The sequence below is a fragment of the Streptomyces sp. NPDC087859 genome (assembly GCF_044742595.1).
GTDB classification, from domain to species: Bacteria; Actinomycetota; Actinomycetes; order Streptomycetales; family Streptomycetaceae; genus Streptomyces; species Streptomyces canus_F.
This window is the reverse complement of sequence record NZ_JBIUUU010000015.1, coordinates 29,648-48,631: the sequence shown is the minus strand read 5'-3', so window position 1 is coordinate 48,631 and position 18,984 is coordinate 29,648. Positions and strand designations below refer to the sequence as shown.

Genomic DNA, 18,984 nt, shown 5'->3' with positions numbered 1-18,984 from the left:
TACGGTGTGATGCTTTTTACGCCTGGTGTCTGTGCAACAAAAAACCCCTCGTGCCAAGAGGCAAGCGAGGGGAGCGCGCCGGGTGTGGTCGCTGGGAGTTCCGGGTCGATCCGGACGTCACCAGCTCAGCCGACGCGCTGTCCAAGTACGAGAATTCGGGTGCGCATGGCACAGACCCTCCCCCCGGCACACACCCAGTGTCAAGCGGGTGGGACGGGAGTCTCATTATGTGAGCGAAGGGCACTTCCGCCTCCGAGAACAGCGGGCACACCACTTGTGTACACCCCCGCACCTCCCCCCGCGAACGCGGGCTCCGCAGGTCCGTGCGGTACCGGATAATGGCCGGAACCGAGCGCCCGGCGCAGCCGGTACTCGTCCAACGGACCGGAGAACGCCATTCCCTGCCCGTGTGTGCACCCCATCGCGCGCAGCGCCACGACCTGCTCGGGCAGATCCACGCCGTCGGCCACGGACTGCAGCCCGAGATCCCCGGCGATCCTGAGCAGACCACTGGTGATCTTGTGCAGCCGCGCGGACTCCACGACCCCCTCGACCAGACTGCGGTCGAGTTTGAGCACGTCGACGGGGAGTCTGCGCAGTGCCGTGATCGCCGCGTAACCGCTCCCGAAGCCGTCCAGGGCGATCCGGACACCGAGCCTGCGCAGGGCGCCGAGACGGCGTTCCAGCTCGTCGAGGGAGACCCGGGGGTCGGTCTCGGACAGCTCGATCACCAGGGACCCGGACGGCAGGCCGTGCCGGGTCAGCAGGGCCTCGATCGAGCCGAGCGGCAGGGAGCGGTCCAGCAGCCGGCGGGCGTTCATCCGGACGGCCACCGGCATGGTCAGCCCGGTCGCGGCGCGCTCGGCGGCCTGCTCGACGGCCTCCTCCAGCATCCAGCGGCCCAGTTCGGCCGTCTTGTCGCTGTCCTCGGCGACCCTGAGGAACTCGGCCGGCGTGAAGAGCACCCCCTGCGAGGAGCGCCATCGTGCCTGGGCGGCGACCGATGTGATCCGGCCGTCCTCCAGACAGACCACGGGCTGGTGCAGCAGCGCGAACTCGCCGTCGTGCAGCGCGGCACGCAGGCGCGTGGCCAGCTCCGCCTTGCGCACGACGTCCTGCTGCATCTGGGGCGCGTACAGCTCGACGCGTCCCTTTCCGGCCGACTTGGCGCGGTACATGGCCAGGTCGGCGTTGCGCAGGATCTCGCCCGCGCCGAGGCCCGGCTCCGAGAACGCGACGCCGATGGAGGCGGCGACACGGACATCGTTGCCGTCGATGAGGTAGGGCTGCGAGAGCGTGATCCGGAGGCGGTCGGCGAGATCCAGGATGTGCCGCTCGCGGGCGCTGCGGTCACGGGTGCCGTCCCCGACGATCAGGGCCGCGAACTCGTCGCCGCCGAGCCTGGACGCGGTGTCGCCGTGCCGGACCGCGTCCTGGAGTCTGCGGGCGGCCTGGACGAGCAGCTCGTCCCCGGCCTGGTGCCCGATCGTGTCGTTGACGGCCTTGAAGCCGTCGAGGTCGATGAAGAGGACGGCGGTGCCGCGGTCGGAGGCGCGGCGGCCGGAGAGCGCGTGCTGGACGCGCTTGGTGAACAGGGCGCGGTTGGGCAGGTCGGTGAGCGGGTCGTGCTCGGCGTTGTGCTGGAGCTGCGCCTGGAGGCGCACTCTTTCGGTCACGTCCCGGCTGTTGAAGATGAGGCCGCCGTGGTGGCGGTTGACGGTGGACTCGACATTGAGCCAGCCTCCGTCACCGGACCGGAAACGGCACTCGATGCGGGTGGTGGGTTCATCGAGAGGGTTGGCGGCGAGGAAGCGGCGCACCTCGTGCACCACGCAGCCCAGGTCCTCCGGGTGGATGAGGTTGGCCAGTTCGGTGCCCACGAGGTCCTCCGCGGGGCAGCCGTAGACACCGGCGGCCGCCGGGGAGACGTAGCGCAGGATCCCGTTGGGCGCGGCGATCATGATGACGTCGCTGGAGCCCTGCACCAGGGAGCGGAAGTGGTTCTCCTTCTGCGCCAGCTCCTGGGTGAGGGTGATGTTGTCGAGCAGCATGATGCCCTGGCGCACCACGAGGGCGAGCACGACGGTGCCGCCGGTGAGGAGCACCACGCGGTCGACGCTGTGGCCGTTGAGGACGTTGTAGAGGATGCCCAGCGTGCAGACGGCGGCGGCGAGGTACGGCGTGAGCGCGGACAGGGAGCCGACGATGGGCCCCGCGGCCGGATACCGGCTGTGATCGCCTCCCTGCGGGGGCGCGTGGTGGTGGACGCCGCCGCGCTGTCCCGGCAGATGCTCGTGGACCACGCGCGTGTGCCCCGCGCCGTCCTGCCCGTCGGAGCCCGCCTGCCCCTGGCGGGATGCGGCCCAGGGCGCGTAGGCGAGCAGGAGCGAGCCGGCGAACCAGCCCGCGTCCAGCAACTGGCCGGAGCGGTAGGCGTTCTGGACCAGCGGCGAGGTGAACAGGGCGTCGCACATGACGGTCAGGGCGAGTGCGCCGATCGCGGTGTTCACCGCCGTACGGTTCACCGCCGAGCGCCGGAAGTGCAGCGCGAGCACCATGCTGACCAGGGCGATGTCCAGCAGCGGGTAGGCGAGCGACAGCGCGGTCTGCGACACGCTCGACCCGTCGGACCGTGCCGCCTGGGCGAGGGCCAGGCTCCACGAGAGCGTGAGCAGCGAGCCGCCGATCAGCCAGGCGTCCAGCCCGAGGCAGACCCAACCGGCCTTCGTCACCGGCCGTTTGGCGAGGACCAGAAGGCCCACGATGGCGGGCGGCGCGAAGCACAGGAAGAACCCGTCGGCGTAACTGGGGGTGGGCACCGGTCGTTGCAGAACGACCTCGTACCACCCCCAGACCAGGTTGCCCAGGGACGCCATGGCCGAGGAGAGGGCGAACAGTATCCAGGCGAGTCGAAAGCGGACGCGCCGGTTACGGGCGTAGAGGAAGCAGGAGACGGCGGCGATGGCCGCCGCGGCGCTCAGCCCGAAGTCGCCCATGATCAGCGCGACTTCCTGGGAGCCCCAGCCGAGCGCGGAACCGACGGCGTATCCCGCGCACACGAGGGCCAGCAGGAGTTGGTGGACCAGGCTCGTCCGGCTGCCGGAGGCCGGCGGCCGGGGAAGCAGCGCCCCCGGCGAATGCTGTGCCCGCAGCGCTCCGTTGAGGGTGGTCGTGGGAGGCGGCGGCGAACTCACCGGACCCTCCTGGTCCGCGCCGCTCCAGGGTCCCGGGAGTCCGGGGCCGCTGGATGCGCATGCCTCCTGCGGCTGCTGTGCCTGCGCTGGTGATGGCTGTGACGGCAGCTGTGGCTGCCGTGGTGACCGCGTCTGCGCGCGGCCGTGCGCCAGGGTCGTCGTCGGCGGCTTCGCCGCGTCGGATCGTTCGTCCATAGGCCGTGCATCGCCCGTCGCCCCCCTCACAGTCTGCAATGTCCATCCCCGGCGCCGAACTGTCCGCGGCGCAGCCCCTGTCGGGACGATACACCAGTCTCGTCACTCAGGGACATAGTTCCTCTACGCTCCGTGACGACCAGCGGCGATGCGAGCACGGACCGCGTCCGGGGGGTTGCGGAGGGTACCGGAAACGGATTACGCGCTTGTTGCTCCGCGGATCTCAGCGCTTGTGGGGCCCGTCGTAAGGATCACGTTGCGCAGTGGCTCCCGGTTCACGAAACGCCCCAACTGGTCCACCAACAGCCGCTTGGCGCGCGGCAGGAACGCGGACGTCGGTCCGCCCACATGGGGACTGATGAGCACACCGGGCGCCTGCCACAACGGGTGCCCCGCGGGCAGCGGTTCGGGGTCGACGACGTCCAGGGCCGCGGTGATCCGGCCGCTGTCCAGTTCGGCGAGCAGGGCCTTGGTGTCGACGACGCCACCGCGCGCGACGTTCACCAGGAGGGCGCCGTCCTTCATCCGGGCCAGGAACCCGGAGTTCACCAGACCCCGGGTGGTGTCGTTCAGCGGCGTGGAGAGGATGACGACGTCCGCCTCCGGCAGCAGGGCGGGCAGTTCGGCGAGCGGGTGCACCGGTCCGCGCTCCGTGGTGCGCGCGGAGCGCGCGACGCGCGCCACCCGCGCGACCTCGAACGGTACGAGCCGGTCCTCGATGGCGGAGCCGATGGAGCCGTAGCCGACGATGAGCACTGACTTGTCGGCGAGCGCCGGGTGGAAGTCGCCCTGCCAGTGCTCCTGCTGCTGGGCGCGGACGAAGCCGGGGATGCCGCGCAGCGAGGCCAGCGTGAGCGTCAGGGCGAGCTCGGCGGTGCTCGCCTCGTGCACACCGCGCGCGTTGCACAGGTCCACGCCGGGCACGATGTCGTCCAGTTGCGCCAGGACGTCGTCGACGCCTGCCGTGAGCGTCTGGACGAGCCGCAGGTTGCGCATCTCCTTCAGCGGGCGGACCTTCACGGGCTGCCGCTTCATGTACGGCACGACGTACACGGCGCAGTCGGCCGGGTCCCCGGGGAACTCCTGCCGCCCGTCCTCACCCCCGTCCCAGAAAAGGTAGTGGGGCCCTCGGGGGAGCCCTGCGATCTCTTCCGGCGGGATGGGGAGCCATACGTCAGCGGTCATGGTCAGAGGCTATGTCAGGTGTGTGAGGCGCAGAGGTTAGGTTGTGGGGTGCCGGAAGAGGGAGGGTCACGAGCAGGTGGAGCGCAGGACGATCGGGGCGGCGGCGCTCGCGGTGGGGGGTGTCGGACTCGGTTGCATGCCGATGAGCTGGGCCTACAGCGGGTCGCGGCAGCGGGGCGAGGAGTCGTTCAGGGCCGTGCACCGGGCGCTGGACCTGGGCTCGACGCTGCTGGACACGGCCGACATGTACGGCCCGTTCACCAATGAGCTGTTGGTGGGGCGGGTGTTGAAGGAACGGCGCGGTGAGGCCTTCGTGTCGACGAAGGTGGGGCTGCTGGTCGGCGAGCAGCACATCGTGGCCAACGGCCGGCCCGGTTATGTGAAGCGGGCGTGCGACGCGTCGCTGCGGCGGCTGCAGACGGACGTGATCGACCTGTACCAGCTGCACCGGGCCGACCCCGAGGTCCCGGTCGAGGAGACCTGGGGCGCGATGGCGGATCTGGTCCGGGCCGGGAAGGTGCGGTCGCTGGGGCTGTGCGCGGTGGGCGCGCGCGGTGGCCGCCGGTCCGGGGCCCGTCTGCACGACGCGACGATCCGCCAGTTGCAGCGCGTCCAGCAGGTCTTCCCGGTGAGCGCGGTGGAGGCGGAGCTGTCGGTGTGGTCGCCGGAGGCCCTGGAGTCGCTGCTGCCGTGGTGCGAGGCCCGCGGGGTCGGCTTCCTGGCGGCGATGCCGCTGGGCAACGGTTTCCTCACCGGCACCCTGACCCCGGGCGAGGGCTTCGAACCGGACGACGTCCGGGCCCGCCACCCCCGCTTCACGGCGGAGATGATGGCCGCCAACCAGCCGATCGTCGTCGGTCTGCGCCGCATCGCCGCCCGCCACGGCGACGCCGTCACACCGGCCCAGGTGGCCTTGGCGTGGGTGCTGTCCCGGGGCCGCCATGTGGTCCCGGTCCCGGGTGCCAAGCAGGAGCGCTGGGTGACGGAGAACGCGGCGGCGGCCGAGCTGCGGCTGTCCGCGCAGGACCTGGCGGAGGTGGCGGCACTGCCGAAGGCGCGGGGATCCTGGGACTGACGGGATCCGGCGGCGCAGCGGCCCGTCGCGGTTCGGGTCCCGGAGATCGGGAACCTGTGAGGCCCGAGCGGTGTAAGAACAGTAGAAGCCACCGCGTCGAAGGGACCGAGATCGTGCAACGACGAGCAGTGTCGGCCGTGTTGGCCGCAACCGTGCTCCTGGTGACGGCCGGGTGTTCCTCCGACGACGGCGGTGGCGGGGCGTCGGGCGGTGGTACGACACCGAGCAGGAGTACGACGTCGGAGGCCTCCCCCACCCGGCAGGCCGCCGAGGAGACACCTCCCGCGAAGGGCTCGGTGAAGGTGCTCCGCACGGCCGCCACCGGGCTGGACACCCCTTGGGGCCTGGCCCCGCTGCCCGACGGCGATCTGCTGGTCTCCTCCCGGGACGAGGCGACGATCACCCGCGTCGACGGGGAGACCGGCAAGAAGACCGAGCTGGGCGAGGTGCCGGGGGTCTCCCCCGCCGGTGAGGGCGGGCTCATGGGCCTCGCGCTGTCGCCGGACTACGCCTCGGACCACATGGTCTACGCCTACTTCACCTCGGCCTCGGACAACCGCGTCGTCCGCATGCTGTACGAGGAGGGGAAGCCGTCCGGCGAGCAGCTGGGCGCACCGGACACCGTCTTCAGGGGCATCCCCAAGGGCTATATCCACAACGGCGGCCGGATCGCCTTCGGCCCGGACAAGATGCTGTACGCGGGCACGGGCGAGAGCGGCAACACCGGTCTGTCCCAGGACAAGAAGTCCCTGGGCGGCAAGATCCTGCGGCTGACGCCGGAGGGCGAGCCGGCCCCGGGCAACCCGTTCCCCGACTCCCCCGTGTACTCGCTCGGCCACCGCAATGTGCAGGGCCTGGCCTGGGACTCCAAGCAGCGTCTGTTCGCCTCGGAGTTCGGCCAGGACACCTGGGACGAGCTGAACGCGATCGAGCCGGGCGGCAACTACGGCTGGCCGGAGGCCGAGGGCAAGTCCGACAAGGGCGACTTCCGCAACCCCATAGCCCAGTGGGCCACGGATGACGCCTCCCCCAGCGGTATCGCCTACGCCGAGGGCTCGATATGGATGGCGGGGCTGAAGGGGCAGCGCCTGTGGCGCGTCCCGCTGAAGGGCACGGAGGCCTCGGCGGACCCGCAGGCTTTCCTGGAGGGTGAGTACGGCCGGCTGCGCACGGTGGTGTCGGCGGGCGGCGACAAACTGTGGGTGGTCACCAGCAACACGGACGGGAGGGGCGACCCGAAGGAGGGGGACGACCGGATCCTGCAGGTACAGGTGAGCTGACCGGGCCGTCAGTCCTCGGCGGACTCGTCCTCGTCCTCGTCCGGCGTCGGCCGCCGTACGACGACCTTGCCGGACGCGAGGTCTATCGGTCCGCGTCCGGGGTCGTTGTCTCCGATGTCCTCCCGTGACAGTGCCAGCCGGTTCTCTTCGTCCTGGGTGTGTTTTCGACCGGGTGCGAACAGTTCCTCGAAGGCGTTGAACACGGGACCTCCCTGGGCCGACGTCCTTTACAGCGTAAACCTGACGCCGTTCGTCCGAAGGGTGAGCCTGTGGCGCCGATCCTGCGGGGTCTCACCCCGCCGTCCGGCCGGTGAGCGACTCCGCCGGGAACAGCCCCAGCCGGTGTGCCACGGCCGCGGCCTCGCCCCGGCCCGAGACGCCCAGCTTGGCCAGGATGTTCGAGACATGGACGCTGGCCGTTTTCGGGGAGATGAACAGCTCCTCGGCTATCTGACGGTTGCTGCGGCCGGCGGAGACCAGGCGCAGCACGTCGCGCTCCCGGCCGGTGAGGCCGAGGGAGTCGGCCGAGGGGGCCTGGGACCGCTTCGGGATGCGGGCCATGGGGAGGCGGGCACGCTGGGCGAGCTGGGTGACGGCGTCGGTCAGGGGACGGGCACCGAGGTGGCGGGCGACGGCGTGGGCGAGGCGCAGCAGCTCCGTGGCGCGGTCGCGTTCGTCCTCGCCGCCGGTGGTCAGGAGGGCCTCTGCGAGACGGTGGCGGACGCGCGCGAGGTCGTAGGGGCGGTCCAGGCACTCGAAGGCGGCGGTCACCTCCGACCAGTCCTCGGGGTCGCTCGTGCCCTCGGCGCGCAGGAGCTCCGCGCGGACCCAGCGTTCGTGGGCCTGCCAGACGGGGACGTTGGTGGCCAGGGGCTTGGCGGCCGTACGGATGCGTTCGAGGAGTTCGGCGCGGCCTGGGTCGGCGGCGGGCAGGCCGAGGGCGTCGGCCTCCATGGCGGCGGCGGTCCGCAGGAGGGGCCAGGCGTAGCGCTGGGTGTCGGGCGGGAAGCCGGTGTCCATGGCGCGTTCGAGTTCGGCGCGGGCGTCCAGGAGGCGGCCCTCGCCGGCGGCGACGCCGATGGCGATGCGGGCGAGGGGGATCTCGTTCTGGGGCGGCCGGTCGTGGCTGCCGAAGTGGGCTCGGGACGCGGCCAGTTGGTGGCGGGACTCGGCCAGGTCACCTCGGGCGAGGGCTAGTTCGGCGCGCAGGAGGGCGTGGAAGCCGCGGGGCTTGGCGCTCTGCCCGATGCGCCCGGCGTTGACGGAGGCTTCGGCGGCCTCGTCCCAGCGGCCCAGGCTGCAGAGGGATTCGGCGAGGTTGCCCCAGGCCCAGGCCTCGCTGTCCGGGAGGCCGAACCGCCGGGTGTAGGCGAGCCCTTCCTCCAGGATGGGCACGGCGTCGGAGGAGCGTCCGACGGCTTCGAGGGCGTCCGGCAGGTTCACATAGACGCGGGCCGCGACGGCGGAGAGGCCGTGCTCGACCGTCTCGCGCTTGACCTCCAGCATCTCGCCGAGTCCGGTCTCGATGTCACCGGCGTGGACCTTGAGGCTGCCGAGGGTGAGCCGGGCGTTCATCTCGATCTCGTGGACGCCGAGCATGCGCGCGTACTCCACGGCGCGCTCGGCGGCGGAGAAGGCGTCGGGGCCGGGGACGTGCACCATGGACCAGTTGGCGACGCTGGCGAGGACCTCGGCGTGCACCTCGGAGGGCGGCAGGCCGCGTACCAGCTCCTGGGCGGTGGCGAGTTCCTGCCAGCCGTCGCCCCGGGACAGCGCGGAGATCAGCCGGGAGCGCTGTACCCAGAACCAGGCGCTGCGCAGCGGATCGCCCTCCTCCTCCAGGAGGTGCAGCGCCCGCTTGATGATCTTCAGGGCGCGTTCCCGTTCTCCGCAGAGCCGGCCGGCCACGGCGGCCTCGGCCATCAGGTCGAGGTAGCGCAGCGGGGTGGTGGCCGGGTCGCAGCCGCAGGCGGGGTAGACCTCGGCGTAGTCGACGGGGCGCAGGGCGGCCCGTACGTTCTCGGGGGCGGTGTCCCAGAGCTCCATCGCGCGTTCCAGGAGCCGCAGTTGTTCGGAGTAGGCGTGCCGGCGGCGGGCGGTGACGGAGGCGGCCAGGACGGCGGGCAGGGCCTTGGCCGCGTCGTGGGCGTGGTACCAGTAGCTGGCCAGACGCATGACGCGGCCGTCGGCCGGTACGAGCGCCGGGTCGGCCTCCAGGGCTTCGGCGTAGCGGCGGTTGAGGCGGGAGCGCTCCCCGGGCAGCAGGTCGTCGCTGACAGCCTCGCGGACCAGGGAGTGGCGGAAGCGGTAGCCGTCGTCGTCGGGTGCGGCGCTGAGGATGTTGGCGTTCACGGCGGCCCGCAGTGCCTCGATGAGGTCGTCCTCGGCGAGCCCGGCGACGGCGGCGAGCAGCCGGTACTCGACGGTGGAGCCGCCCTCGGCGACGACCCGGGCGACCCGCTGGGTGCTCTCGGGCAGTCCCTCGACGCGGACCAGGAGCAGGTCGCGGAGTGAGTCGGTGAGGCCGGCGCAGCAGCCCTCGTGGGCGGCGACGGCGAGTTCCTCGACGAAGAAGGCGTTGCCGTCGGAGCGTTCGAAGATGTCGTCGACGGTGGCCGGGTCGGGTTCGGAGGCGAGGATGCCGGCGATCTGGCGGCCGACCTCGGTGCGGTTGAAGCGGCCGAGTTCGAGGCGGCGGACGGTGCGCAGCCGGTCGAGTTCGGCGAGCAGGGGGCGCAGCGGGTGGCGGCGGTGGATGTCGTCGGCGCGGTAGGTGGCGAGGACGACGAGGCGGCCGGTGCGCAGGGTGCGGAAGAGGTAGGCGAGGAGGTGGCGGGTGGAGGCGTCGGCCCAGTGCAGGTCTTCGAGGGCGACGACGACCGTGCGGTCGGCGGCGACGCGCTCCAGCACGCGGGCGGTGAGTTCGAAGAGGCGGGCCATGCTCTGCTCGTCGTGGCGTCCCGAGGGCGCCTCGCCCAGTTCGGGCAGGAGCCGGGCCAGTTCCTCCTCCTGGCCCGCGGCCGCGACGGCCATCTCGTCCGGCAGTTCGCGGCGCAGGGCGCGCAGGGCGGTGGAGAACGGGGCGAAGGGCAGCCCGTCGGCGCCGATCTCGACGCAGCCGCCGAGCGCGACGACCGCGCCCTGTCCGCCGGCCGCGGTGGCGAACTCCTCGACGAGCCGGGTCTTGCCGACGCCGGCCTCGCCGCCGATCAGCAAGGCCTGCGGCTCGCCCGCGGCGGCACGGGCGAGCGCCTCGTTCAAGTGGGTCAGCTCATCGGCGCGGCCGACGAACACGGGACTGACGGACCTGGTCTCCACGGGCCCGAGCATCGCACGGGGGTCCGACAGCGCGGCACCGGTTTTCGCGGGGAGCGTGTCCGCCTCCCCCCTCTTCGGGTCCGCTGCCGCCCCGGCGTCCGGGGGGACGGCCGCCTCGGTCGGCGGGCGGCCGTCCCCCTCCCCCGTGGTCACGCGGCGCGCAGGAAGCGGAGCCGGCGGGAGAGCCCGGTATGCACCTCGCCCTCGGTCTCGTGGCCGGCTGCCTCGCGGCGGGCGGCGCGGCGTCCGCGGACCGCCTCGCGGGCCAGCCGCTCCTGCTGGGCCTGACGGAGCAGGTCGGCGGAGCGAAGCTGGGAGAGCTCGTACTCGTACATGGTGTCCCCTTGGGAGAGTCGGTTTCGTGCTTCGCTTTCTGCGATGCCTTTACCTTCGTCTCCAAGGCGGGTCCGCCACATCGGGAGAGTTCCGCATCTTCGGCCACCGCGGGGGCCTTAGACGTGCCTAAGGGGCCTCAGACGCCGCGTAAGGTGCTTGCGGTCGGCCTAAGACCCCTTGGTGACCTGCGGTGATTCAGCTCGTGGAGGGCAGTCCGAGCAGGACGTCGGTGTACTTGAGGACGGCCAGCAGCAGGCCGATGACACCGAGCGAGACGCCCGCCCAGCCGACCGACTTGATCCACGGGGCCTGCGGCTTGCCGGGCGCCCCGAAGGCGGGCCGGGCCAGCACGAAGACGCCCACGATCAGCGCGGCCAGCGCGAAGAAGCCGGCCCACAGGGCGGAGGTCTGCCAGGCGTCGCCGTAGACCTCCTTGACCTGCGTGGCGACGGTCGCGGTCGACGCCGTCTCCAGCTGGCCCACGAGGGTCTCGCGGGCGGCGGCGACCGTACCGATCCAGCCACCGGTGAGGGAGACGAGACCGAGCCCGGCGGACACGACGGCGGCCGCACCCTGGCCGACGCCGGACGGGCCCTCCTTCTCGTCCTCGCCGAGGCCCTCGAGCAGCTCGGCCTCGTCGCCGTCCTCGGCGTCGTCGGCCTCGGTCACCTCGTCGGCGCCCACGGCGTCGCTCTTCGTGACGTCCACCTTCTCCTCGTCGGTCCTGGCCTCGGGGCCCGTCTCGGCCCCGGTCTCGTCAACAGTCTTGGTTCCCATACCTCGCACCGTACGGACGCAGTCTGAGAGGTTTCTTAATGATCGCTGTGAGCGGCACGCGCGCGTGCCTCACGCCACTCGGGCGCCAGCACCGACCAAACCTCGAGATCGTGCCGCACCCCACCATAGAGGTGCGCCTGCCGGTGGACGCCGTCGCGGGTCATCCCCAGCCGCCGGGCGACATTGAGGCTGTTGGTGTTGCCGGCGGCGGCGATCCATTCGACGCGGTGGATGCCGCGCTCCTCGATCACCCAGTCGATGAGCACCCGCATCGCCCGGGTGATCAGCCCGCGCCCGGTGGCGGCGGGCTCCAGCCAGCAGCCGACCTCGGCGTTGCCCTGAGCGGCGTCGAAGTTGAGGGTGAGCACTCCGCCGACGAGCTTTCCGTCCAGCCAGATGCCGTGGTAGCCGCCGGTGTCGTCGGCGCGCATCCGGGCGTAGCGCTGGAGCGTCTCGCGCGCGGACTCCACGTCCACCGCGTTGGAGCCGAAGGGGATGAACTCCCCGATGAACTCCCTGCCGCGGTCCAGGTTCGCCAGGAACTCCTCTGCGTGCCACGGCTCCAGCGGACGCAGTTCGGCGCCGTCACCCAGCGATATCGCGTACATCGATGTCCCGCTCCTTCTCCAGCTCCGCCACGACACCGTCCAGCCTCGCATGGGCGGCCCGGCACTCGGGCGGTTCGATGCTGATGCGGGGCATCCGGCGGTCCAGCCAGCCCGGCAGCCACCAGTTGGCGCCGCCGAGCAGGTGCATGAGGGCGGGGACGAGCAGCGTGCGCAGGACGAACGCGTCGAGGGCGACGGCGGCGGCGAGGGCGATGCCGAACATGGCGATCACGCGGTCGCCGCTGAGGACGAAGGCGAGGAAGACGGAGATCATGATGACCGCGGCGGAGTTGATCACCCGGCTGGTCTCGGCGAGGCCGACGCGGACGGCCCGCCGGTTGTCGCCGGTCTCCAGCCACTCCTCGTACATCCGGCTGACCAGGAAGACCTGGTAGTCCATGGAGAGCCCGAAGAGCACGGACACCATGATCACCGGCAGGAAGGGCTCGATCGGTCCCGCCCGGCCGAGGCCCAGGAACTCGCTCCCCCAGCCCCACTGGAAGATCGCGACGACGATCCCGAAGGCGGCGGCGACCGCGGCGACGTTCATCGCGGCCGCCTTCAGCGGGATGCCGACGGACCGGAAGGCGAGCAGGAGCAGCAGACAGCCCAGGCCGATGACGACGCCGACGAACAGGGGCAGTTTGCCGATGATCACCTCGGCGAAGTCGTCGTACGACGCCGTGACACCGCCGACCTGGATGTCGAGCGAGGTGCCGGTCTCGGCGCGCGGCAGCACCTCGGTGCGCAGCCGGTCGACGAGGTCGCTGGTCTTCTGGGACTGCGGGGACGACTCCGGGACGATCGTGAAGTACCCGGTGCCCCCACCCGTGTTGTAGGTCACCGGGGTCGCCGAGGCGACGCCCTCGGTGGTGCGGATGGTGGCGTCGAGGTTGTCGAGGAGGAGCTTGTCCTCGGCGCCGTCGACGTGGGTCACCAGGGTCAGCGGGCCGTTGACGCCGGGGCCGAAGCCGGCGGCGAGCAGGTCGTAGGCCTGGCGGGTGGTGGACGCCTGCGGGTTGTTGCCCTGGTCGGAGGTGCCGAGGTGCAGTCCCAGCGTGGGCAGGGCCAGGACGGTCATGACGGCCAGGGCGACCGCGCCGAGCAGCTTGGGGTGGCGTTCCACGAACGCCGACCAGCGCGCGGCGAGCCCGGTCGGCAGTTCGGGCTGGGGCCCGTGCTCGTCCAGGTGGCGTCGCTCGCGCCGGCTCAGGGCGCGCATGCCGATGAGGGAGAGCAGGGCGGGCAGCAGGGTGACGGAGGCCGCGACGGTGAGGACGACGGTGAGCGAGGCGGCTATCGCGACGCCGTTGAGGAAGCTCAGCCGGAGGATCAGCATGCCCAGCAGGGCGATGCAAACCGTGGCACCCGCGAAGACGACGGCCCGCCCGGTGGTCGCGACGGCGTTGGTGATGGACTCGGCGACGCCGAGTCCGCGTTTCAGTCCGCGCCGGTGCCGGGTCACGATGAACAACGCGTAGTCGATGCCGACGCCGAGTCCGATCAGCATGCCGAGCATGGGCGCGAAGTCGGCGACGGTCATGGCGTGCCCGAGCAGCACGATCCCGGCGTACGCCGTGCCGACGCTGACCAGCGCGGTGGCGATGGGCAGCAGCGAGGCGGCGAGCGAGCCGAAGGCGAGGAACAGCACGACCGCGGCGACGAGCACGCCGACGGCCTCGGCGAGATGTCCGCCCGAGGACTCGGTGAGGGCGATGGCGCTGCCGCCCAGCTCGACCTGGAGCCCGTCGCCGGCGGCCTTCTCGGCGGTGTCGACGACGGCCTGTGCCTGGCCCTTGTCGATGTCCTCGGCCCGGTCGTCGAAGGTGACCGTGGCGTAGGCGGTGCGGCCGTTCTCGCTGACCTGGGTGGCGCCCTGCTCGTCGTACGGACTGACGACGGTGGCCACCCCGGGCAGAGCGGCGATCTCGTCGAGGGTCCGGGTCATGGTCTGCTCGACGGCGGAGGCACGGACCGTGCCGGACGTGGTGTGCCAGACGACGGTGTCGCTGTCACCGCCGAGCTCCGGGAAACCTTCCTGCAGCAGCTGGGTGGCGCGGCCCGACTCGGTGCCGGGGACCTCGTAGTCGTTCGAGTACGCCGAGCCGGTGGCCACGGCGGCCGCGGTCACCCCGCCGAAGGCGAGGAGCCACAGCAGAACGGCGACGAGGCGGCGCTGGACACACCAGCGTGCGAGGGCTGCCACGAAACGTGCTCCCGGGTGGATTTGTGGATCTTTGACCGGGAACAGTCGTCAATGAGATGAACAGCCCGCAAAGAACGCATGAGCAATGCGGAGACCACTCTTGCAGCCAGAAATGATCGTTTACCGCATTCGTGCGTTTATTCACAGGAGTGGGAGGCAGATCACAGGACAGTAACGGCCTCTCTGTCACCTCAGTCGAACTGGTCGCCCAGCGCCATCACCATCACGCCGACGATCAGCAGCCACAGCGCCCTGCGGGTGCGTCCCCGGGAGCCGAGCACCGACGCGAGCGCACAGACCGCGGCCCCGGTGGCGTAGGCGGCCGGGACGAGCGCCGGGCCGGATCCCGTGAAGCGGAGCGCCGAGGCCGCCATGCCCGCGAGCGTCAGCACCGCCCCGGTGGCCAGAGCCGTCCAGCGGGCCCGCCGCGCGTCCTCGGCCGGGTCCGCGTACTCCTCCGGTATCTCGGAATCACCGCGTCCGTTCATGGCGGGCGAGCGTAGCGCGTCCCCCTGAGAAACCAGGTGCAGGGCAGCCTCGCCCGCTGCTACGGTCCCGCCGTCCGCCGTCTCCGGCTTCCCGCCGCCGACCGAAGCAGGTTGATTTTTTGAAGGTCCGACCGAGCTCCTACGCATCTCTCTTCCCTACGAAGGACTCAAGGAGCCCGTTCACCGATGTCAGACATCACCCCGAGTGCCTCGAGTGAGGACCTCGTCCGGCGGCTGACCCAGAGCCGCTACCCGCGCAGCAACGGCTACGACGTCCGCTGGGCCATCGAGAACCAGATGGGCCCGAACGCGCTGTGGCTGCTGGAGTGGCTGGCGCCCGCGCTGGGCCTCGACCGGCTGCGCCCCGGCGCCCGCGTCCTCGACCTGGGCTGCGGCCGTGCCATGACCTCCGTGTTCCTCGCCAAGGAGTACGACGTCCAGGTCACCGCCGCCGATCTGTGGGTCAAGGCCGACGAGAACGCCGTACGCGTCGCCGAGGCGGATGTCGGCGATCGTGTGCTGCCGGTGTACGCCGAGGCGCACGACCTGCCGTTCGGCGAGGGCACGTTCGACGCGATCGTCTCCGTCGACGCGTATCAGTACTTCGGTACGAACGACCTGTATCTGCCCACGCTGGCGCGGTTGTTGAAGCCGGGCGGGCGGATCGGGATCGTCGTACCGGCGCTTCGGGAGGAACTGGAGGGCGACGACCCTCCGGCCCATCTGAAGGAGTACTGGGAGAAGGATCCCGGTTTCTGGGCGTTCCACTCCCCCGCCTGGTGGCGGCGGCTGTGGACGCGCAGCGGAGCCGTGACCGTCGAGACGGCCGACTGGCTGGAGGACGGCTGGCGCGACTGGCTGCTGTGGAGCGAGGTGTGCGCCGAGGAGAGCTCCAGCGAGTTCATGGCGGACATGGCGCGCTGGTCGGTCGACCTGATGCACGCCGACGTCGAGCATGTGCTCGGTTTCGCGCGGGTCGTGGGACGCCGGACGCCGTAAGCGACAGCGGGGCCCCGGAGGTCATACCTCCGGGGCCCCGCCCCACGACTGCCTCAGCCCTCGCTGACGCCCAGCTTCTCCAGGATCAGCTCCTTGACGCGGGCCGCGTCGGCCTGACCGCGGGTCGCCTTCATGACCGCGCCGACCAGGGCGCCTGCGGCGGCGACCTTGCCGCCGCGGATCTTGTCGGCGATGCCCGGGTTGCCGGCGATGGCCTCCTCGACGGCGGTGGTCAGCGCACCCTCGTCGGAGACGACCTTCAGACCGCGCTTGTCGACGACCTCGTCCGGGGTGCCTTCGCCCGCGAGGACGCCTTCGATGACCTGACGGGCCAGCTTGTCGTTGAGGTCACCCTTGGCGACGAGCTCGGTGACCCGGGCGACCTGCGCCGGGGTGATGGCCAGCTCGTCCAGCGACGTGCCCGACTCGTTGGCGCTGCGGGCGAGTTCGCCCATCCACCACTTGCGGGCGGAGGCCGCGTCGGCGCCGGCGTCGATCGTGGCGACGATCGGGTCCAGCGCACCGGCGTTGAGGATCGCCTGCATGTCGAGCGCCGAGATGCCCCACTCCGCGACGAGGCGGTTGCGGCGGGCCAGCGGCAGTTCGGGCAGACCGGCGCGGATCTCCTCGACCCACTCGCGCGAGGGGGCCACCGGAACGAGGTCCGGCTCGGGGAAGTACCGGTAGTCCTCGGCCTCTTCCTTCACGCGGCCCGAGGTCGTCGACCCGGTGTCCTCGTGGAAGTGCCGGGTCTCCTGGATGATCGTGCCGCCGCTGTTGAGTACGGCGGCATGCCGCTGGATCTCGAAGCGGGCGGCGCGCTCCACGGAACGCAGCGAGTTGACGTTCTTGGTCTCGCTCCGGGTGCCGAACTTCTCGCGGCCGTGCGGGCGCAGCGACAGGTTCACGTCGCAGCGCATCTGGCCCTGCTCCATACGGGCCTCGGAGACACCGAGCGCCTTGATGAGCTCGCGCAGCTCGGCGACGTACGCCTTCGCGACCTCGGGAGCACGCTCGCCGGCGCCCTCGATCGGCTTGGTGACGATCTCGATGAGGGGGATGCCGGCCCGGTTGTAGTCGAGCAGCGAGTGGGACGCGCCGTGGATGCGGCCGGTCGCGCCGCCGACGTGCAGCGACTTGCCGGTGTCCTCCTCCATGTGGGCGCGCTCGATCTCCACACGGAAGGTCTCGCCGTCCTCCAGCTGGACGTCGAGGTAGCCGTTGAAGGCGATCGGCTCGTCGTACTGGGAGGTCTGGAAGTTCTTCGGCATGTCCGGATAGAAGTAGTTCTTCCGGGCGAAGCGGCACCACTCGGCGATTTCGCAGTTCAGCGCGAGGCCGATCCTGATCGCCGACTCGACTCCGGTCGCGTTGACGACCGGGAGCGCGCCGGGCAGGCCGAGGCAGACGGGACAGGTCTGCGTGTTGGCGTCCTGACCGAGTTCGGTCGAACAGCCGCAGAACATCTTGGTCTTGGTGCCGAGTTCGACATGGACCTCAAGGCCCATGACGGGGTCGTACGACGCGAGTGCGTCCTCGTACGACTCCAGGTCGGTCGTGGTGGTCACGGTGAAACTTCCCTCTCAGCCCAGCAGGACGTCGTCGTCGCCCAGCCGCTTCAGCTCGCGGTACAGGATGGCGAGGCCGGTGACGATCGCGACCGCGGAGACGGTGGCGTCGATCAGGACGAGCGTGTCCTTGTCGGCGCGCGCCTTCTTGAGCCGCTTGGCGACGCCGATCGCGCCGAACGCGGTCCCGGCGATGGACAGGTACGTGCCGGACTTGGACTTCTTGAAGCCCTTGGCCTTGGTCAGTGCGCTCACAGCGACGGTGCCTCCTCGAGAAGCGGATGCCCCCACTTTTCCACGAAGGCGGCCTCGACGGCGGCGCCGACCTTGTAAAGACGGTCGTCCTTCAGCGCCGGGGCGATGATCTGCAGACCGACCGGGAGGTTGTCCTCCGGGGCGAGACCGCAGGGCAGCGACATGGCCGCGTTGCCCGCCAGGTTGGTCGGGATGGTGCACAGGTCCGCGAGGTACATCGCCATCGGGTCGTCGGCACGCTCGCCGATCGGGAAGGCGGTGGTGGGCGTCGTCGGCGAGACGATGACGTCGACCTGCTCGAAGGCCTTCTCGAAGTCACGCGTGATGAGCGTGCGGACCTTCTGGGCGCTGCCGTAGTACGCGTCGTAGTAGCCGGAGCTGAGCGCGTAGGTACCGAGCATGATGCGCCGCTTCACCTCGGGGCCGAAGCCCGCCTCACGGGTGAGGGAGGTGACCTCCTCGGCCGAATGGGTGCCGTCGTCGCCGACCCGCAGGCCGTAGCGCAGGCCGTCGAAGCGGGCGAGGTTGGACGAGCACTCGGACGGCGCGATCAGGTAGTACGCCGACAGCGCGAGGTCGAAGGACGGGCAGTCCAGCTCGACGATCTCGGCGCCCAGGTCCTTCAGCAGTGCGACGGACTCGTCGAACCGCTGGATGACACCGGCCTGGTAGCCCTCACCGCGGAACTGCTTGACGACGCCGACGCGCATGCCCTCGACGCTGCCGTTGCGGGCGGCCTCGACGACCGGCGGGACCGGGGCGTCGATGGAGGTGGAGTCGAGCGGGTCGTGCCCGGCGATGACCTCGTGCAGCAGCGCCGCGTCCAGGACCGTACGGGCGCAGGGCCCGCCCTGGTCGAGGGAGGACGAGAACGCGACCATGCCGTAGCGGGACACGGCCCCGTACGTCGGCTTCACGCCGACCGTGCCGGTGACGGAGGCCGGCTGGCGGATGGAGCCGCCGGTGTCGGTGCCGATGGCGAGGGGCGCCTGGAAGGAGGCGAGGGCGGCGGAGGAGCCTCCGCCGGAGCCGCCGGGGATCCTGGTGAGGTCCCAGGGGTTGCCGGTCGGGCCGTAGGCGCTGTTCTCGGTGGAGGACCCCATGGCGAACTCGTCCATGTTGGTCTTGCCGAGGATGACGATGTCCGCGGCCTTGAGCCGCTTGGTGAGGGTGGCGTCGTACGGCGGGATCCAGCCCTCGAGGATCTTCGAACCGACGGTCGTCGGGATGCCCTCGGTGGTGAAGATGTCCTTCAGCGCGAGCGGGACGCCGGCCAGCGGGCCGAGCTTCTCGCCCTTGGCGCGCTTCTCGTCGACGGCACGGGCCTGGGCCAGCGCGCCCTCGCGGTCGACGTGCAGGAAGGCGTGCACCTTCTCGTCGACGGCCTCGATACGGGCCAGGTGGGCCTCGGTCACCTCGACCGCGGTGAGCTCGCCGGAGGCGATCCTCGCGGCGGTCTCGGCGGCGGTGAGCTTGATGATGTTGACGTTGTCCGTCATG

The 18,984-nt window shown here is 71.1% G+C and carries 15 protein-coding genes; 3 read left to right on the top strand and 12 right to left on the bottom strand.

What is annotated here, in order from left to right; genetic code table 11:
* Positions 1 to 200 precede the first annotated feature (200 nt).
* Positions 201 to 3,194, bottom strand: a complete 2,994-nt coding sequence (locus ACIOHP_RS33390; protein ID WP_401893368.1) for a putative bifunctional diguanylate cyclase/phosphodiesterase — start codon at positions 3,192 to 3,194, stop codon at positions 201 to 203.
* Positions 3,195 to 3,587: 393 nt separating this feature from the next.
* Complete coding sequence (locus ACIOHP_RS33385) at positions 3,588 to 4,574, bottom strand: 2-hydroxyacid dehydrogenase (protein ID WP_401893367.1); 987 nt, start codon at positions 4,572 to 4,574, stop codon at positions 3,588 to 3,590.
* A gap of 76 nt (positions 4,575 to 4,650) precedes the next feature.
* Between ACIOHP_RS33385 and ACIOHP_RS33380 the strand changes: the two genes are divergently transcribed.
* Positions 4,651 to 5,649 (top strand): aldo/keto reductase, encoded by a 999-nt coding sequence (locus ACIOHP_RS33380; RefSeq protein ID WP_361545522.1) that lies wholly within the window; start codon positions 4,651 to 4,653, stop codon positions 5,647 to 5,649.
* A gap of 113 nt (positions 5,650 to 5,762) precedes the next feature.
* Positions 5,763 to 6,929 (top strand): PQQ-dependent sugar dehydrogenase, encoded by a 1,167-nt coding sequence (locus tag ACIOHP_RS33375; RefSeq protein WP_401893365.1) that lies wholly within the window; start codon positions 5,763 to 5,765, stop codon positions 6,927 to 6,929.
* 8 nt (positions 6,930 to 6,937) lie between these two features.
* On the opposite strand, the gene ACIOHP_RS33370 is transcribed toward ACIOHP_RS33375, so the two are convergent.
* From ACIOHP_RS33370 to ACIOHP_RS33340, 7 genes are all read right to left on the bottom strand, one after another.
* Positions 6,938 to 7,132: a DUF6191 domain-containing protein gene (locus ACIOHP_RS33370; RefSeq protein WP_401893363.1), complete on the bottom strand. Its 195-nt coding sequence runs from the start codon at positions 7,130 to 7,132 to the stop codon at positions 6,938 to 6,940.
* 88 nt (positions 7,133 to 7,220) lie between these two features.
* The gene (locus ACIOHP_RS33365) at positions 7,221 to 10,259 is read right to left on the bottom strand and encodes an AAA family ATPase (protein WP_401893571.1); all 3,039 of its coding nucleotides are present in this window, start codon (positions 10,257 to 10,259) and stop codon (positions 7,221 to 7,223) included.
* A 137-nt stretch (positions 10,260 to 10,396) separates the two neighbouring features.
* The gene (locus ACIOHP_RS33360; RefSeq protein WP_361490618.1) at positions 10,397 to 10,582 is read right to left on the bottom strand and encodes a hypothetical protein; all 186 of its coding nucleotides are present in this window, start codon (positions 10,580 to 10,582) and stop codon (positions 10,397 to 10,399) included.
* A gap of 196 nt (positions 10,583 to 10,778) precedes the next feature.
* Positions 10,779 to 11,360, bottom strand: coding sequence for a hypothetical protein (locus tag ACIOHP_RS33355; protein WP_361545513.1), 582 nt, complete (start codon positions 11,358 to 11,360; stop codon positions 10,779 to 10,781).
* Between the two features lie 35 nt (positions 11,361 to 11,395).
* On the bottom strand, positions 11,396 to 11,968 hold the full coding sequence (locus ACIOHP_RS33350) for a GNAT family protein (protein WP_361545510.1): 573 nt from the start codon (positions 11,966 to 11,968) through the stop codon (positions 11,396 to 11,398).
* Positions 11,946 to 14,174, bottom strand: coding sequence for an MMPL family transporter (locus ACIOHP_RS33345; protein WP_401893360.1), 2,229 nt, complete (start codon positions 14,172 to 14,174; stop codon positions 11,946 to 11,948). Before ACIOHP_RS33345 ends, ACIOHP_RS33350 begins: the two co-directional genes overlap by 23 nt.
* A gap of 191 nt (positions 14,175 to 14,365) precedes the next feature.
* Positions 14,366 to 14,662 (bottom strand): hypothetical protein, encoded by a 297-nt coding sequence (locus ACIOHP_RS33340; protein ID WP_307025548.1) that lies wholly within the window; start codon positions 14,660 to 14,662, stop codon positions 14,366 to 14,368.
* A gap of 186 nt (positions 14,663 to 14,848) precedes the next feature.
* Between ACIOHP_RS33340 and ACIOHP_RS33335 the strand changes: the two genes are divergently transcribed.
* The gene (locus ACIOHP_RS33335; protein WP_401893358.1) at positions 14,849 to 15,661 is read left to right on the top strand and encodes a methyltransferase domain-containing protein; all 813 of its coding nucleotides are present in this window, start codon (positions 14,849 to 14,851) and stop codon (positions 15,659 to 15,661) included.
* Between the two features lie 53 nt (positions 15,662 to 15,714).
* Here the strand turns inward: ACIOHP_RS33335 and gatB are convergent, their stop codons facing one another.
* Genes gatB through gatA form a run of 3 tightly spaced genes read right to left on the bottom strand, consistent with a single transcriptional unit; the run spans position 15,715 to position 18,983 of the window.
* Positions 15,715 to 17,229, bottom strand: a complete 1,515-nt coding sequence (gene gatB / locus ACIOHP_RS33330; RefSeq protein WP_327719541.1) for an Asp-tRNA(Asn)/Glu-tRNA(Gln) amidotransferase subunit GatB — start codon at positions 17,227 to 17,229, stop codon at positions 15,715 to 15,717.
* Positions 17,230 to 17,244: 15 nt separating this feature from the next.
* Positions 17,245 to 17,484 (bottom strand): hypothetical protein, encoded by a 240-nt coding sequence (locus ACIOHP_RS33325; protein WP_053747884.1) that lies wholly within the window; start codon positions 17,482 to 17,484, stop codon positions 17,245 to 17,247.
* Complete coding sequence (gatA, locus tag ACIOHP_RS33320; RefSeq protein ID WP_401893356.1) at positions 17,481 to 18,983, bottom strand: Asp-tRNA(Asn)/Glu-tRNA(Gln) amidotransferase subunit GatA; 1,503 nt, start codon at positions 18,981 to 18,983, stop codon at positions 17,481 to 17,483. The genes ACIOHP_RS33325 and gatA overlap by 4 nt, the downstream gene beginning before the upstream one ends.
* Between the last annotated feature and the right edge of the window lies 1 nt (position 18,984).